Here is a 14,131-nt window from a genome sequence, read left to right on the forward strand (position 1 = left end):
GCGACGCCCGGCCATCGTGACGGTCGCTTAGGGCGGAATGCCGGCCGGTCGGCGAGATCAGTTCGACGCCTGCGTCAGCGACGCCCGGCGCGGCGCGGCCGCGAAGCCCGGGCGGCCACCGCGCACGAAGTCGCACCACAGGCCGGGAACGCCGGCGAGCGTGCCGCGGAACGAGCGGTTGCCGGTCTTGATCACGTCGAAGCACGGCTCGAACACCATGCCGCGCAGCGCGGCGCACACGGCTTCGCCGCGAACCCGCAGCGTATCGCGCGGCAGCGCCACATAACGCTCCGGATCGGAGCCCTTCAGCCGAACGCGGCCGGACACCGAACCGTCGGTCATGATCTTGCCCTGTCCGGCGGTCCCGTCGAAACAGGTGAAAGCGAACTGGCGTCCCACCACGAACTCGCGCGCCTGGTGGGCGTTCAATGTCTCCGCCACGACTGGGGTCGCGGCCATGACGAGAGCGGCGGCAATGGCCGTGCGCAGCGACATGATACCCCCTTCGGAAATTAACCAACACAAACCACAGCGGAACACGCAACGCAAGACCCGGGCCGCCCACCGCAAACCCAGCATCGCCGGCAATTGAGGGTGGCCCATGTTGGAAAACAAGACATTAACAAAGGTGTTGCAAATAGATCATACACGGAAACTCTTTCGGCGTCGGCAGAATTCGGCGCAAATGGGGCATGCAGCGCCAGCGCCGACGTGCAGACCCGCTTCCGGCAATGGACAATGCCGGCGGCGACCGTTAAGGCCCGAGATCGAGGGACAGCACCCGCTGCGGTCGAGAACGCGGCCGCCACGGCCGATCCGCCGCGCAGCGGATCATCATCGCGCATCAGGCGAGGCATCATGATCATCCTCGGCATCCACACCAACCACGACGCTTCGGCTGCGCTGTTCGACAACTACCGCATGGTGTCGGCGGTGGCGCTCGAGCGGCTGACCCGCATCAAGAGCGACGGCTACCGCTACCCGGCCGAGGCGGTCGAGGAATGCCTTGCCATTGCCGGGCTGAGGCGCGAGGACGTCGACGTCATCGCGCTGCCGCGCTCGGAATTCGCGCCGAAATACTTCAAGCGCCAAGCGTGGTGGTCACGAGCGAAAGCCGACGGCGAGGGCCGGGTCGATCTGTTCCGCCAGATGGCGCTCCATCTCGGCGCGGCGCCGGACACCATCTTCGACGTCAAGCTGTGGCTCGATGACCACGGCTTTTCGCCCTCCACCCGCGTCCACTTCTACAACCACCACAACGCCCATGCTTTGGGCGCGCTGTTCCACACCGACTGGTCGGACGCGCTCATCTACACCGCCGACGGTTATGGCGACCGCGTCAACGCCTCCGCCCGCCAGTTCAAAGACGGCAAGCTGACCGCGCTGTGGGGCGACGATCGCGACGGCCTCAAGCTGCTCGGCTATGAGGGCGCGCGCTCATCGATCGGGCAGCTCTATCTGGAGGTGACGGCGGCGCTCGGCTTCAAACCGCTGCGCCACGAGGGCAAGGTGCTGGGCCTTGCTGCCTGGGGCAAACCGGTGTTCGCGCCCGAGCTACGCGCCAACTACACCGTCGACGCGCTGGGCCGCACCCACGGCAAGATGCGCCTCAAGGATCTGCGCCGCCGCCTCCAGGAAATGGTGAAGAGCGCGCCGCGCGAGGACGTCGCCGCGTCGGTGCAGAGCGTGCTGGAGGACGTGGTACTGGAGGCGGTCGGCAACATCCTCCAACGCCACCCGGCCAAGGCGCTCGGCCTCGCCGGCGGGGTGTTCGCCAACGTCAAGCTCAACCAGCGCCTGGCCGAGCGCTTTCCGTTCGATGAGCTGTTCGTCTATCCGGCAATGTCGGACGCCGGCATCGCCGCCGGCGGCGTGCTGGAGTTCCTGCTTCAGCGCGACGGGCTGCCGGCCTGGCTGGGTCGGCGCTACCGTTTCGGCGCGCTCTATTACGGCCGCGACTTCGACGCCGATGCCGAAGACGCCTTCCGCGCCGCTGGCGCCTACGCCGAATATGTCGGCGACCCCGCCGCCGAGGCGGCGCGGCGCATCGCCGAGGGCGCCATCGTCGGCACCTTCCTGGGTCCGATGGAATATGGCCCGCGGGCGCTCGGTGCGCGCTCGATCATGGCGCGCGCCATCGACCGCTCCATCAACGACACCCTCAACAAACGGCTCGACCGCACCGAGTTCATGCCGTTCGCACCGGTGGTGCGCATCGAGCGCTACGCCGAGGTTTTTGAACTGCCGAAGAGCCTCGTCTACCCGGCCAATTTCATGACCACCACCTGTGATGTGAAGCCCGCTTGGCGCGACAAGGTTCCGGCCGTCACCCACGTCGACGGCACCGCCCGGCCACAGTTGATCAGCCGCGGCCAGAACCGGGTTTATTGGGACATCCTGGACGAATACGAGAAGCTCACCGGCCTGCCGGTCTTGATCAACACCTCGTTCAACGTCCACGAGGAGCCGATCATCAACGCGCCGGTCGAATGCGTCCGCGCCCTCAAGGACAGGCGGGTCGACCTCGTCGTCACCCAGGGCGCGATCTGGAGCTTTGCCGGCTAAAGTCGCCCTATCAAGGGGTATCGGACCTGGCCCGTCATGCCCGCGCTCGTCGCGAGCATCCAGGTCCTATCCGGTTTCCGCCTGGTCGGTTCGTGATCCCGGAAACAACGTCGCCGAAAAGTCCTTGATCGGAAATTCTATTTTCCGACGACCGCATACGAAAAACCGGCCTGATCGTCCGGATTTGTATTAAATGCCTAGGAAAGACGTGGATGGCCGGGACAAAGCCCGGCCATGACGGCGACAGAGTTCCATGACCGCCGGCGTCAGTCGACTTTCTTGATGCTGTTGACGATGGCCGTCAGCGCCGCGGCGTTGGCCTTCTCGCCCTCCTCGGAGCCCCAATAGGTCACGATGATCGCGGTGGTCGGGCTGGCAACGATGACGCCGACACTGACCTCGGTCGCCGCATCGTCCTCGTCGACACCTTTGTACTCGATGAAAAAAGCGTCCAGGCCGCCGATCTTGCCTTCCGACCGCTTCTCGGTCTTCTGGTCGATGCGGACGCCTTCGCTGATCAGATAGGCGACCGCCTGGGTGACGGCGTCCTCCAGCTTCGAGATGCTGGCGACTTCGGCCGCGATATAGATTTCCTCGTCTTTGGAGGTCGACTCCACGCCCCTGTCGATTTCGTCGGTGTCCCAGTCGTCCGGCAGGGTGATGGCGGCAACCGGCGGCGTGCCGAGGCGGAAGGTGGCGGCCTCGGCCGCGGCCGTGAACGCCAGCGAAGCAACGACTGCGAAAATCATCCGCATGGGAAGCCCTCAATTGCAGAGAAGCCCAGCGTGGCATGGCGCGCGATTTACCGCCAGAGCCCTGGTGGGGGACGCGGCGGCCGGCACCGCTATGCCGCAGCCCTCCCGGCTTGACGCCGGCGCTGGCTTTCCGCACAGTCCGCCCGTCCGAAGGGGGGCCCCGTGCGGGGCTGAGATCGGGAGCGCCCGACCACCCTTTGAACCTGAACCGGTTCGTACCGGCGGAGGGATGCGGACGTCGCGGGCCAGCGGGCTCAGCGCTTCTCACTCAACTCCGGTACCGGCGCGTTGATCTGCCGCACAGCGGCAGCTTCGGCGCGCCGTCCGCGGCAAGCGGCGCCGGTGCTGCGGGAGAAACGCGACAACGACAGGCCGTCCAGATGACCATCCACACCAAGCCCGCCTTCGCCGTCACCACCGGTCCGCTCAAAGGCTCGCGCAAGGTCTATGACGCCGGCCGGCGCTTCCCCGAGTTGCGGGTGCCAGGCCGCGCCATTGAGGTCGAAGGCGAGCCCAGCGTGCGGGTCTACGATCCATCAGGTCCCTTCACCGACGCCGAGGCCTTGATCGACATCGCGGCCGGCCTGCCGCGTCACCGCGAGCCTTGGGTGCGCGCCCGCGGCGACGTCGAGGTGGTCGCGGCCACCGCCATTCCGCCGCTCGGCAAGGCCGGCGCGGTGCCGGCGTTTCCGGTGAAGCATCGCCCGCTGCGCGGAAAGCCCGGCGCGGTGCCGACCCAGCTCGCCTACGCCCGCGCCGGCATCGTCACGCCGGAGATGGAATTTGTTGCCATCCGCGAGAATCTCGGCCGCACCAAAGCCGCCGAGCAGGCGCGCGACGGCGAGGATTTCGGCGCGTCGATCCCCGATCTCGTCACGCCGGAATTCGTGCGTGATGAAGTTGCGCGCGGCCGCGCCATCATCCCCGCCAACATCAACCACGCCGAGCTTGAGCCGGCGATCATCGGCCGCAACTTCCTCACCAAGATCAACGCCAATATCGGCAACTCGGCCGTATTGTCGTCGGTCGCCGACGAGGTCGACAAGCTGGTGTGGGCGATCCGCTGGGGCGCCGATACGGTGATGGATCTCTCCACCGGCCGCGACATCCACAACATCCGCGAATGGATCGTGCGCAATGCGCCGGTGCCGATCGGCACCGTTCCGCTCTATCAGGCGCTGGAGAAGGTCGGCGGCATCGCCGAGGATCTGACCTGGGAGGTCTATCGCGACACCCTGATCGAGCAGTGCGAGCAAGGCGTGGATTACTTCACCGTCCACGCCGGCGTGCGCCTCGCCTACATCCCGCTCACCGCGAACCGCGTCACCGGCATCGTCTCGCGCGGCGGCTCGATCATGGCCAAGTGGTGCCTCGCCCACCACACCGAGAGCTTTCTCTACACCCGCTTCCGCGACATCTGCGAGATCCTCGCCGCCTATGACGTGGCGTTCTCGCTCGGCGACGGCCTCAGGCCGGGCTCGATCGCGGACGCCAACGACCGCGCCCAGTTCGCCGAGCTGGAGACGCTGGGCGAATTGACGAAAATCGCCTGGGACCACGGCGTGCAGGTGATGATCGAGGGTCCCGGCCACGTGCCGATGCACAAGATCAAGGTGAACATCGACAAGCAGCTCGCGCTGTGCGGCGAGGCGCCGTTCTATACGCTTGGGCCGTTGGTCACCGACATCGCGCCGGGCTACGACCACATCACCTCGGCGATCGGCGCCGCGATGATCGGTTGGTTCGGCACCGCGATGCTGTGCTACGTGACGCCGAAGGAACACCTCGGCCTGCCCGACCGCAATGACGTGAAGACCGGCGTCATCACCTACAAGATCGCTGCCCACGCCGCCGACCTCGCCAAGGGCCACCCCGGCGCGCAGGCGCAGGACGACGCCATCTCCCGCGCGCGGTTCGAGTTCCGCTGGCACGATCAGTTCAACCTCGCCCTCGACACCGACACCGCCCGCGCGTTCCACGACGAGACGCTGCCCAAGGACGCCCACAAGACCGCGCACTTCTGCTCGATGTGCGGGCCGAAGTTCTGCTCGATGAAGATCAGCCACGAGATTCGCGAATCGTCGGTTCGCGATCACGCAGCGGCACAGACTGCGGACGCCGGCGTCGTCGAACAAGGGTTCGCCGAGATGTCGGAGAAGTTCAGGGCGCTTGGCAGCGAGGTCTACGTCGAGGTGGGCGAGGTGCCGGCGAACCGCTGAGCGGCCTAATCCACGTTCAGGCTGCGGCGCCCTGCGTGCGGCGCCGCGGCTCGATGCGGTCGAACCGGCGGTAGACCGAGCCGAATTCGTCGTCCTCGCTCCTCGCCACCCGCTCCGGCACTGATGCCCGCCACTCCGCCGGCGGGAACGCCATCCGAAAGAACACGTCGCCGGGAATATCGGCTTCGACCTCGGTGAGATGGACGCAATCGACTGCGTCCTGGAGAGCGGTGAACAACGCTTCGCCGCCGATGACGAACACCCGGTCGCGGCCGTTGGCCAGCGACCAGGCGTCGGCATGGCGCAGGGCGGTGGCAATGTCCGGGCACACCGTGACGCCATCGACGCCGAGTGAACTTGCGCGCGACACCACGATGTTCTCGCGCTTCGGCAACGGCTTGCCGATCGACTCGAAGGTCTTGCGCCCCATGATGACGGCGTGATGGAGCGTCAGCGCGCGGAACCGTTTGAGGTCGCTTCTCAGCCGCCATGGCAAGCGGTTGTCGCAGCCGATCACCCCTTGCGGAGTGCGGGCCACCACGAAGGCGATGGCCGGGCGGGCCTCCGGAGCGATGGGATCGGTCGCCGTCACTTCTTGCGGAAGTTATCGAGCCGCACAACGGTGGCGCCGCTGTCCGGCGCGCCGTCCTGGACCGGCTCGGACGGCTTGTCCTCGGCCTCGCGCTCGAAGGCCTGAACCGGGCTGCCGGTCAGCGGCACCGAACCGCGCGGTCGGCCCTCGATCGGCTCGACCGCTGCAGGGCGCGCCGCCGGATCGGCACCCTCGGCGGGCGCCTCGGCCGCAGTGTCGTCGACCACCTCGAACTGCAGCCCGAACTGCACCGACGGATCGAAAAACCCCTTGAGCGCGCTGAACGGAACGAACAGCCGCTCGGGAATGCCGGAAAACGACAGGCCAACCTCGAAGCCATAGTCCGAGACCGACAGGTCCCAGAACTGGTGCTGAAGAATGACCGTCATTTCATCGGGGTAGCGTTCGAGCAGACGCGGCGACAGCCGCACCCCCGGCGCCCTGGTGTCGAAGGCAATATAGAAATGGTGCTCGCCGGGCAGACCGTCGCGCATGGCGTCCTGCAGGACGCGGCGGACCACGCCGCGCAAGGCGTCCTGGGCGAGAAGATCATAGCGAATGTGGTCGACGGCCATACGAGGACAAAACCGGTCACGCCTTGAGAGCAAAACCCCACGCCCGGCTGGCGCGAGACGAGATTCGAGGTTCATTCCTAAGCGCCGCGACGGCGCCTGTCGAATCCAGCTTTTATACGAACCCGATTGGCGTCCATCCGGCGAAACCGCTCCGCTACAGCGTATTGGCGGAGCCCGCCGTAAACCATTGAAATCACCGCCGAAACCCCGGCAGGAATGGGGTATCCGCCCGGCGGAGGGCGCAGAGAGAAGTGGAGGCTTCTGTTGCCAGGTGCCTCCGAACCCCGCCTAGTACGCGCAAGGCACTAGGGCTTTAAGTGGTCTTTCAAACCGCGTCACGCGGCCTGAGCAACCGGCGCATAGTTGTCATTCGCAACTACACTAATGGCCCGATAACGGCGGAACCATGCCGGGCAAAAGCACACCCTTTACGCCCTCGTCGATCCTATTTCGCCCCCGCCGCAGCCGGCCTGTTCGGTTCAGAACCGGCTGGGGTGGAGGCGCCGGGTACCGCCCCCGGGTCCGAAAGGTTTATTCCGATAGCCATTTATCGCCATATCCGGCTTGCGCCGGCCTCATGAATATAGGGGCGGACGGCCGGCAAAGGAAGGGTGTGTGTCACATTCGGCAGGCATTGGCGCCGCGCGGGAGCAAAGTCGGCTGGCAAGCGCTTGCGGCAGCGGGCGTTCTGGTGCTTGTGGATGAGCGGCGTTCCCGCCGCGCTCCGTCACCGCCTGGCAGCCTCCAATGCGCCAATATCTTGATCTGATGAGCCTTATTCTCGACGCGGGCGTCGAGAAACGCGACCGCACCGGGACCGGAACCCTCTCGGTGTTCGGCCACCAGATGCGGTTCGACCTCGCCCAGGGCTTTCCGCTCCTCACCACCAAGAAGCTGCATCTGAAGTCGATTGTCGTCGAGCTGCTGTGGTTCCTGCGCGGCGAGACCAACGTCAAATTCCTGCACGACCATGGCGTCACCATCTGGGACGAGTGGGCCGATGCCGCCGGCGACCTCGGCCCGGTCTACGGCAAGCAGTGGCGGTCGTGGCAGGGGGCGAACGGCCGCACCGTCGACCAGATCACCGAGGTGATCGAGCAGATCAAGCGCAACCCCGATTCGCGGCGGCTGATGGTGGCGGCCTGGAACCCGGCCGAGGTGGCGGACATGGCGCTGCCGCCCTGCCACTGCCTGTTTCAGTTCCACGTCGCGGGCGGGCGGCTGTCCTGCCAGCTCTATCAGCGCTCGGCCGACGTGTTCCTCGGCGTGCCGTTCAACATCGCCAGCTATGCCCTGCTCACCCACATGGTGGCGCAGGTGAGCGGGCTTGAGCCGGGCGAGTTCATCCACTCATTCGGCGACGCCCACCTCTACCTCAACCACCTCGACCAGGCGCGGCTGCAGCTCTCCCGCCCGCCGCGCCCGCTGCCGCGGCTCAAGCTGAACCCGGCGGTCGCGAACATCTTCGCCTTCCGCTACGACGACGTCGCCATCGAGGGCTACGACCCCCACCCGCACATCAAGGCGCCGGTGGCGGTGTAGCCGCCGCCCGGCGCGTCACGCCGCGCGGATGGTCTCCAGGAACGCGCGCAGCTCGTGCTGCAGCCGTTCGCTGTCGCCGGACAGCGCCCGCGCCGCCGACAGCACCTGGGCGGAAGCCGCCCCGGTTTCCTCGGCGCCGCGGCTGACCTTGACGATGTCGTGGGCGACCGAGGTGGTGCCCTGCGATGCCTCGTGGACGTTGCGGGCGATCTCGCGCGTCGCGGTGCCCTGCTGCTCGACCGCGGCGGCAACCGATCCGGTGACCTCCGACATCTGGCCGATGGTGAGGCAAATGCGCTCGATCGCCGCCACCGAATCGCGGGTCGCGGCCTGCATGCCGGCGATCTGCGGCGAGATTTCCTCGGTCGCTTTCGCGGTCTGGGTGGCGAGGTTCTTCACCTCGGCTGCCACCACCGCGAAGCCGCGCCCGGCCTCGCCGGCACGGGCGGCCTCGATGGTGGCGTTGAGCGCGAGCAGATTGGTCTGCTCGGCGATGGCGGTGATCAGCTTGACGACGTCGCCGACCTTCTGCGCCGCCGCCGCCATTTCGGAAATGCGGGCGTCGGTCTGGCGGGCGCCATCGACCGCGGCGTCGGCAATCTGGTTGGTCTCGTGCACCCGCCGCCCGATCTCGCCGACCGAAGCGCCGAGCTGCTCGGCGGCGGAGGCCACCGACTGGACGTTGGCGGAGGCCTGTTCGGAGGTGGCCGCCACCGATTCGGACAGCGACTGGGTGATCTCGGCGGTGCGCGACAGCGTCAGCGCCGCCGCTTCGAGGTCGCCGGCCGCCCGCGACACGGTGTCGACGATGCCGCCGACCGCCGCCTCGAACCGATCAGCCAGTTGGTGCATCTCGTCTCGGCGCTGGGCGGCAGCGCGACGCTCCAGCTCGGCGCGCTCGCTGCGCAGACGCTCGCTGTCGGCCATGCTCGTTTTGAACACGTCGAGCGCCGCCGCCATCGCGCCGATCTCGTCGGTGCGGCCGACGCCCGGAACGGCCACGTCCAGCCGGCCCGCCGCCAGCTCGCCCATGGTGGAGGTCATGTCCCGCAGCGGCCGGGTGATCGAGCGGCCGATGACGAACACCAGCAGCGTCACCACCAGCACCACGGTCGCGATCGCCGCCACGATCCATCGTCCGGTTTCGGCGCGCGCGGCGGCGGTGGCCTTGAGGGTTTCGGCGTCGACCGCCTCGACCCGCTCCGACAGCGCGGCGATCGCCGGCTCGATGCCGGCATAGGACGATGACATCTTGCGCTGGATGTCGGCGAGCGCGAGTGCGGTGTCCATCCAGGCGAAGAAGTCGCGCTGATAGGCGTCGAGTTCGCCGTACATTGCCTGTTTGGTCGCCGCCGCCATCGGCTCGGCCTCGATCAGACGGCGCAATTCCGCCGCGGCGGTCTTCATCTGGGCGCCGTATTTGGCATCGCGCCGCAGCATGAAGTCCTTCTCATGCCGTCGCAGCGTCAGCATGGCCGCGCTCAGCGACGGCGGCGAGCCGATCTCGCCGAGACGCTTTTCGACGGCATGAATCGAGGCCCGCAACCGGCCCTCGAGCCCGCTGTTCTGGTCGAGCCCGAGTGTCTGCCGCGCCGCGGCCAGCTCCTTGAATTGGGCGACGTAGGCATCGAAGCCGGTTTCGATCTCGTCGGCCTTGTCCTTCAGATCGGAGAGGCCGACCGCCTGGAGGCCGCGATGCAGCGCGTCGATTTGGCGGCTGGCACTGGTGGCGAGTTCGGCGTGGCGCTGGATGTAGCCAGCCTCGGCCCGCAGCAGGAAATCCTTTTCCGCCCGCCGTGCTTCCAGCATGTCGCGCAGCGTGGTGGCGGTGAGCTTCGCCACCGCGCCGATGTCCTCGGCCCGCCGCTGGTGGCGATCCTCGACCGCGGCACCGACGAAATAGATGCCGCTGACGACGAGCAGTCCGACAACCCCGGTCAATCCGATCGCGGCGATCTTGTGAGTCAGGCTGAAGCGCATAGGTGATACCCTTTGAACGGCGGCACCCTGTGGCTCTTTTATTAATATGGATTGAACTGATCCGACCGATGGCGAGCAGCGCGGCGATGAGAGAAGGTGTTTCTGCGACCAAACAGCAGGGCTCGCTGCGCCTCTCACAGTCAAAATCGGCCAGGTCGCCCGGCGAACACATCGATTGATTGCGTCATATTGCGCATGCTTGTGTCATATTGCCCAATTAGTGATCAAAATTCGGCCAATCCGAGCTCATAGTTGCGTGCGAGACCTTCACTCCTGTCCGGGCGGTTCGATCTTGACGACGGCTTTGCCCGTGAGCCGGCCACCGCCCGCCGAACATGAAACCGCCGGTCGTTCCGGGCGAAGCGAAGCTGGGACCCGGAACCCATGATCCGCAACGTCTCCGGGAACCATGCTGCGAGCGATGCCGCGCCGCTGCGGGCGATGCGGACGACGGCAAGCCTCGCGGATGATGGGTCCCGGATCGCGCGGCTTGGCCGCTTGTCCGGGACGACGGCGCGAGGTCTCCGCCGCGGCCGGGCGGCATCGGACAACGGACGCCACGGCGCGCAGCGCGCGCAGTATCCGTTCAGGTCCGGCCGGTCGCTTTGCGGGCGCGGCCGCCGTCGACCCGGTCCCACTCCGCCGACGGCCGGACGTCGTTGGCGCTGGCGTCGACCGCCTGTGGCACCCAGGTCTGCACCGCCAGCCGGGCGGCGAGCAGGGTCTGGGCATCGAGCCGGGCGGCGACCTCCTCGCGCTTCTTCTGGGCGTCGGCGTCGCCCTGGTTGGCGGCCAGCGCGAACCACTTGAACGATTCGCCGATGTTCTGATCGACGCCGAGGCCACGGGCATAAAGAATGGCGAGATTGTACTGGCTGTCGCGCAGGCCGCGCTCGGCCGCCTTGCGGAACAACTGGCTGGCTTCGCGGTAGTCCGGCTTGCCGTCGATGCCTTCGGCATAGAGCACGGCGAGATTGTGCATCGCCTTGGTGTTTCCGGCGTCGGCGGCCAGCGTGTAGTAGCGGCGGGCGAGCTGGACGTTCTTCGCCACGCCCTCACCCTTCTCATACAGGCTGCCCAAGCGGTAGGCTGCCGGCATCGAGCCCTGCTGCGCGGCGTGCTCGTACCAGCGCGCTGCGGTGGCATAGTTCTGCGGAACGCCGTGGCCCTCGGCAAAGCGGGTTGCGACCTCGAACATCGCCGCCGGATCGCCGCCGAGGGCGGCGTCGCGCAGCCCCAGCGGCCCGATCGCGGCCGGCAGATCGGTGTCGCGCTTGGTGGTCGGTGCACCGGACGCAGCGTTCAGCGCCAACGCGGCGGTGGTGTCGGGCTCCGCCTGTGGAATCCCGGCGGCGCTGAACGCCGGTGCCGGCGTTGCCGCCGTCGACTCCGGCGACAACAGGCCGGACGAGGGCGCGCGGGCGATCACCGGGTCCGCCGGCGACAGCCGCGACTGCGGCCCCGGCACGGTGGAGGGATTGGGCTCGGGGACCGGCACCACCGGCGCAACGGCGGGCGGGTTCGGCGTACCGGGCAGCAGCTTCGGCAGCACCAGCGGCGCCGTGGCGGCCGCGGCCAACAACACCAGGCCGGCCAGGATCAAGGTGCGGTGGCGAGCGACCGCAGCCCGCAGCCCGACTGGCGCGGCAACGTCATCCGTCGCCGCCGAAGGCCCGACGCTGTCTGCGGCAGCCTGCTGGGCGGCACGGCGTGCGGCGGCGATGAAGCTGGCCTTGGCGCTCGGCTCGGACGCCGGCTTGGCCGTTGCGGCAGGCAAGACCTGCGGCGACGGCGCGGCCTGAGGTGCCTGGCCGCGACTTGGCGGCAGCGGCGCGCCGGCGCGCACGATCGGGGTGCGCGAGCCAGGCTCGAGCGGATGGTCGGGCGGCAGCGCGGGCGCCGACTCGGCCGGCGGCAGCGCCACCGTCGCAGCCGGGGCCGGCGGCGGCACCGTCGCGGCCTGGGGCGGCAGTGCGGCCGGTGCGACAGGCTCCGGCACGGGCCGTGAGACCAGATCGTCTTCCAGCGTCGCCAGCCGGTCGATCACCCGCTCCAGGGTGCTGTGGACCGATTCGAGGGTGTCGTGGGTCTTGAGCTCGGCGATGCGCTGGGCGGCGCGCAGGTCCGACACATCGCGCAGCAGGTCTTCGACCGGTGCTGCGCCAAGGTCGCGGGCGGCAGCACGCGCGGCGTCGATGGCGCTGAAGCGGGTTTCCTCCAGGTGGACGAACAGGTCGTTGAGGCCGCGTTCGATCGCCTCGAGCTGGCCGAAGCGGCCGTCGGAGCGGTCGAGCTGCTCGACGATGCGGTCGAGCCGCGCGCCGAGCGCGTCGAAATCCGAGCCGGGATCAGCGCCGGCGGCGACCAGCGACTGGATGCGGTCGAGCTTGTCGACCAGCAGCAGGATCGAGCGCTCGATCGCCACCGGCGCGTTGCGGGCGGTGGTCTCGAGCGCGGTCTGCAGGCGGTCGAGCCGGTCGCGGATCTCGGCGAAGGCGGCGGCGTCACCCTGGCTGCGGTGCGACACCGCGTTGGCGGCAATAGCCTCGGCCAGTTGGTCGAGCTTGTGCTCGAGCGCCAGCGGCGCGTCGCGCGCTGTGGTCTGGAGCGCGGTGTGCAGGCGGTCGAGCCGGTCGCGGATCTCGATCAGCGCGGCGTCGTCGATGCGGTTGCCCACCGGGACGGCGGTGGCGACCATGGTCTCGGCGAGGCGGTCGAGCTTGCGCTCGAGCGCGCCCATCATGTCGACCGCCGCGGCGGCATCGTCGAGCACGCCGCCAATGCGGTCGACCTTGCCGGCGAGCTGGTCCAGCTCGTGGGCGAATTCGTCCGGCATCCGCGCCGGCTGCGCCAGCGTGGTGCGCAGCTCCGCGACCTGGCTGGTGAGGTGCTGCAGCACCGCCGGCTCCAGCCGCATCTGGTCGAGCGCGTCGAAGCGCTGGTGCAGCCCCCGCACGTCGGCGGTGAGCCCGGCAAGGCCGTCGTCGGCGTGCAGGTCGCGCACGCTTTCGCGCACCTCGACCAGCATCCGTGTCAGTTCGTTGAGCTGGGCGATATCGATCGGCGGCGGGGCGTTGGCCTCGACCCGGCTCTCCAGCGCACGCACCGAGGCGTCGAGCGCCTCGACCGCGTGACGCGGCGCGAGATCGGCGACGGCGCGGCCGAGATCGGCGATATCGCAGCGCAGATTGAACAAGGCATCGGCTTCCAGCCGGCCCGGACGCGGCGGCGGCGGCGGGGCGGCGGCGGCAGGCGGGGCGTCGAGCATGCGCTGGCGGGCGTTGATCTCGGCGACCGCGGCGTCGACCCCGGGCCGGCGGCCGGACCGCGGGTCGGCCGGGGCGCTCAAGCGCTCGACCATGCCTTCGAGCGAGCTGGCAAGGTCGTCGAGCCGGCGACCGGGAGCGGACGGGACGCCCTGCCCGCCACCCTGGCTGCCCCGCGCTTCGGCCGTCAGCACGTCGAGCCGGCTGCCGAGCCTAGCGACGGTATCGCGCAGCTGCGCCGACGACGCCGGCGACCGCGGCGGGGCGGTGGCGACCTCGCCCAGCAGGGCGTTGAGCCGGCGGGTGACTTCGCCCAGCGCGGCGGAAAGGTCCTCGGTGCCGCGCGCGGCCGGGTCGGGGGGGCGCTGGCTCTCGCCAGCCGCGGCGGGCGGCTGGCTGCGCGCCGTCGCCGCGCCGGTCCGCGCCAGGATGGTGCGTTCGAGCCAGCGTTCCACCGGCACGCCTTCGCGCGCCGCGGCGGAGCGCGCCGCCTCCAGTGCGTCGGCTGGCAGCCCCGAGCCCGGCTCCGGGGCTTGGCTGCGTCTGCTCCACGATCCGCTTTGTGTCATGGCCGAACCTGTCGGGCGATTGCAGGCACCGCCGAAGGGGCCGCCAGCCCCTGAATCAGCAGCGGCGC

Annotated in this window: 9 protein-coding genes, 1 other RNA gene and 1 riboswitch; of the genes, 3 read left to right on the forward strand and 7 right to left on the reverse strand. The window is 68.7% G+C overall.

The window, feature by feature from the left end:
- Positions 1 to 57: 57 nt before the first annotated feature.
- Complete coding sequence (locus BVIR_RS14810) at positions 58 to 615, reverse strand: hypothetical protein (protein ID WP_145911941.1); 558 nt, start codon at positions 613 to 615, stop codon at positions 58 to 60.
- Between the two features lie 243 nt (positions 616 to 858).
- Between BVIR_RS14810 and BVIR_RS14815 the strand changes: the two genes are divergently transcribed.
- Positions 859 to 2,565, forward strand: a complete 1,707-nt coding sequence (locus BVIR_RS14815) for a carbamoyltransferase C-terminal domain-containing protein (RefSeq protein WP_055038337.1) — start codon at positions 859 to 861, stop codon at positions 2,563 to 2,565.
- 266 nt (positions 2,566 to 2,831) lie between these two features.
- On the opposite strand, the gene BVIR_RS14820 is transcribed toward BVIR_RS14815, so the two are convergent.
- Positions 2,832 to 3,320 carry a hypothetical protein gene (locus BVIR_RS14820; protein WP_055038338.1) on the reverse strand — a complete coding sequence of 163 codons (489 nt, stop codon included), beginning with the start codon at positions 3,318 to 3,320 and terminating at the stop codon, positions 2,832 to 2,834.
- Between the two features lie 141 nt (positions 3,321 to 3,461).
- Positions 3,462 to 3,568: riboswitch (TPP riboswitch) on the forward strand.
- A 132-nt stretch (positions 3,569 to 3,700) separates the two neighbouring features.
- On the opposite strand from BVIR_RS14820, the gene thiC reads away from it, so the two are divergent.
- Positions 3,701 to 5,539, forward strand: coding sequence for a phosphomethylpyrimidine synthase ThiC (gene thiC, locus BVIR_RS14825; protein WP_055038339.1), 1,839 nt, complete (start codon positions 3,701 to 3,703; stop codon positions 5,537 to 5,539).
- A 16-nt stretch (positions 5,540 to 5,555) separates the two neighbouring features.
- Here the strand turns inward: thiC and BVIR_RS14830 are convergent, their stop codons facing one another.
- The 3 genes from BVIR_RS14830 to ssrA form a co-directional block, all read right to left on the reverse strand.
- Positions 5,556 to 6,131: a dihydrofolate reductase gene (locus BVIR_RS14830; protein ID WP_055038340.1), complete on the reverse strand. Its 576-nt coding sequence runs from the start codon at positions 6,129 to 6,131 to the stop codon at positions 5,556 to 5,558.
- On the reverse strand, positions 6,128 to 6,706 hold the full coding sequence (locus tag BVIR_RS14835) for an SspB family protein (protein ID WP_055038341.1): 579 nt from the start codon (positions 6,704 to 6,706) through the stop codon (positions 6,128 to 6,130). The genes BVIR_RS14830 and BVIR_RS14835 overlap by 4 nt, the downstream gene beginning before the upstream one ends.
- 250 nt (positions 6,707 to 6,956) lie before the next feature.
- Positions 6,957 to 7,319: a transfer-messenger RNA gene (gene ssrA, locus BVIR_RS16540) on the reverse strand.
- 134 nt (positions 7,320 to 7,453) lie between these two features.
- On the opposite strand from ssrA, the gene BVIR_RS14840 reads away from it, so the two are divergent.
- The gene (locus tag BVIR_RS14840; RefSeq protein ID WP_055038342.1) at positions 7,454 to 8,248 is read left to right on the forward strand and encodes a thymidylate synthase; all 795 of its coding nucleotides are present in this window, start codon (positions 7,454 to 7,456) and stop codon (positions 8,246 to 8,248) included.
- A gap of 15 nt (positions 8,249 to 8,263) precedes the next feature.
- Here BVIR_RS14840 and BVIR_RS14845 read toward each other — a convergent pair whose 3' ends face one another.
- The gene (locus tag BVIR_RS14845) at positions 8,264 to 10,228 is read right to left on the reverse strand and encodes a methyl-accepting chemotaxis protein (RefSeq protein WP_055038343.1); all 1,965 of its coding nucleotides are present in this window, start codon (positions 10,226 to 10,228) and stop codon (positions 8,264 to 8,266) included.
- A 586-nt stretch (positions 10,229 to 10,814) separates the two neighbouring features.
- Positions 10,815 to 14,063 (reverse strand): SEL1-like repeat protein, encoded by a 3,249-nt coding sequence (locus BVIR_RS14850; RefSeq protein WP_055038344.1) that lies wholly within the window; start codon positions 14,061 to 14,063, stop codon positions 10,815 to 10,817.
- Positions 14,064 to 14,131: the final 68 nt, after the last annotated feature.

Origin of the sequence: Blastochloris viridis (assembly GCF_001402875.1) — a bacterium.
Lineage (GTDB): Bacteria > Pseudomonadota > Alphaproteobacteria > Rhizobiales > Xanthobacteraceae > Blastochloris > Blastochloris viridis.